Source organism: Chrysiogenia bacterium (assembly GCA_020434085.1).
Lineage (GTDB): Bacteria > JAGRBM01 > JAGRBM01 > JAGRBM01 > JAGRBM01 > JAGRBM01.
This window is the reverse complement of record JAGRBM010000116.1, coordinates 1-2,517: the sequence shown is the minus strand read 5'-3', so window position 1 is coordinate 2,517 and position 2,517 is coordinate 1. Positions and strand designations below refer to the sequence as shown.

Genomic DNA, 2,517 nt, shown 5'->3' with positions numbered 1-2,517 from the left:
GTACGTCCCCTGCTCAAAGCACGCTTTGTTCCCCCGCTGACGCTGAGCGCAAGCAACGCGATCCCTTTTTCCTGGGATGGTGATGATTACAGCGCGAGCGTTCCCGGCGGTCGCTACCTGCCGCATGAACTGGCGCTCGAGATCGAGCGCGCGATGCACGCACAGATTGGGGAGGAAGAGGCAATCGCTTGTGTGGCGCGCGCGATCCTCGATGAGGGCGCCGGCGGAATTTCCGGGGTCTCACTCTTCGTGCGCGAACGCGCCGGCGTGAGCCTGACGGTTCAATGCGCGAGTGACTCGTTCTCGCTGCCCGTCACCGAAGATGCGCCGCTGGCCGTTGGCGCCGCCTATGGCAGTGCGGACCTCGTGCTGGGTGCCGGTGAAGAGGGCGTACTGGTTGCATGGCCTGTAACCGGCGCATGGCCGCTCAGCTTTCCCAGGGAGGCCGTCCGTTTCGGGAGCGAGGGGCGCGTCGATGCCGAGTCCGAGACCGGACGCCGCGTGAGCTGGGCGGGCAGGGCCAAATCGAGTTTGCGCGCGCGCCTCGTAGCGGTTCCCCGAAATCCCTCGCTGGCGCCGGCCAACTGGTCTTTTGGCAACGCCACCTGGAAGGGCGGCGACGCGCCGCTGTGCGCCCTGTTCGGACCCGGCAGCGCCGCCATGCAGGGCGCGCCGTTCTTTCTTTGTCCCAGTGACCGGAGCACCGCGATGATTCCGCTGCAGCTCAGCGGTCCCGGCGCCACGTTCCAGCGACGCCTGCACGGGTTTCTCGACCTATCATTCGAGGCGATCGAGCAGAACGGCCCCTTCGACCTGCGCCGCACCGGGGCCCAGTACACCGATGACTTCTCCGGTGATCTGTCGGGCTGGAGCGGCCCGGCCAATTGGTCGATCGTCGGCGGGGCGCTGCAGGTCAATACCAGCGGCTCGCTCTCCCAGATCGTCTTCAATGAGTCCATCGGCAACTGCGAGCTCGAAACGAGTGTGCGCTTCCTTGCCTCTCCGGCCGAGGGGGAGAGCGTGCGCGCGGGCGTGGGGCTCCATCTGGGGGGCGCGGCCTACGTGGGGATCGCGCTTCGCGGGCGAATGGAGTCAGGAGAAATCCTGACCGACCTGGTCACCTGGACCAGCGGCACCATCGCGCCGGTGGTGAGTATTGCCTCCCTGACAAGGGCGCTCCCCGAGGACGCGCCCCTGCAACTGCGCGTGCAGTTTCTGAGCAATCCGCCCTCGCTCTCGCCGCAAACTCTGATCGCTCGCGTGTGGATCGGTGAAGAGGGGCCGTTCACCGCGCTCATTCCCACGGGAATTTCGCTGCCGGCCGCGCGCAGCCCGTTCCTGTTCTACCAGGACGACCTCGCGGCGGACCCCGGTGCCGAGGCGCTCTTCGATGATTTTGTCGCGCGCGAACTCCTCAGCGATTTCACGCCCGATCTGATCACCCTTGAAAGCATGGAGCTCGACTAAGTGACGACCTTTGACGACATTCTGGGGCGAGCGCAGGCAACGCCGGTCTATGTGCTCGAGTGGGAGTGCCGCACCCATGTACTGGGCGCCGCGCTGGACGCCGGCGATGATTCGCTGAGCGCGGCGGCGGGCACCTTCGATGGCTGGCCGAGTTTCGGTTTCGCGGAGTTCGACGACGGCTCGGGTGAGATTCTTGCCTGGTCGGGGGTGAGCCAGGACGGCGCGACGCTGCAGAACCTGCGGCGCGGCCTGCATGGCTCCGCGGCGGCAGGCCATGCCATCGGCGCAGCGCTGCGCGAATACGGCTTCTGGCGACCGCTGCTCTCGAAACCGCATCCGGCATTTCCCGAAGGACTCGACGCGCTCAAGCCCCCGCGGCTCGGAACGCTCGGCATCGATCCGCAAAAACGCGCGGCCTCGCTCTCGGGCACGAGCCTCACCCTGATCGAGGCGCCCCATCCCGATGAGCCGCGCGCGGCTTTTCTCGCCGACCTGATCTCCCATGCCAACGCCGCACACGGAAACGGGATTCGCGACCGGCGCGTCACGCTGAGGCTGGGATTTGAGGAACTCGGGCCCGCCGGCGAATTTCGCGTGATCGCGCGCGGGATCGCAACCGCGATGACGGTGCAGCGCCAGGGCACGCAGTATGCGCTGCAGGTGCGGCCCGTGCACGGCGAGCTCAAGGACCGGCGGCTGTTCTCCGCGCATCAGACGCATTTGGCCTCAGTGCTGTCGGACTCGGCGACGAGTGTTGCAGTCTCCGATGCGAGCGCGCTCATCGACCCGGCAGGCGGTACCGCCCACGCGCGGGTGGACGACGAGTTTCTCTCCTATACGGGAATCAGCGGCAACAACCTGACCGGGGTGACGCGCGGCCTGTTCGGCAGTCTTGCCGTCGAACACGATGCCGACGAAACCATCGAGCAGGTGCGCTATTTCGAATCCGGGCACCCGCTCACCCTCTTCCTGCAGATCCTCACCAGCACGGGTGCCGGAACGAACGGCGCCTACGACGTGCTTGGCGTGGGCGAGGGGCTCGGCATCGAT

The 2,517-nt window shown here is 66.8% G+C and carries 2 protein-coding genes; both read left to right on the top strand.

Features of this window, described 5'->3' with window-relative positions:
• Positions 1–1,467 (top strand): hypothetical protein (locus KDH09_03915; GenBank protein ID MCB0218815.1); only part of this gene is annotated, 1,467 nt, incomplete at its 5' end.
• On the top strand, positions 1,468–2,517 hold a 1,050-nt coding region (locus KDH09_03910; protein ID MCB0218814.1), incomplete at its 3' end, for a hypothetical protein.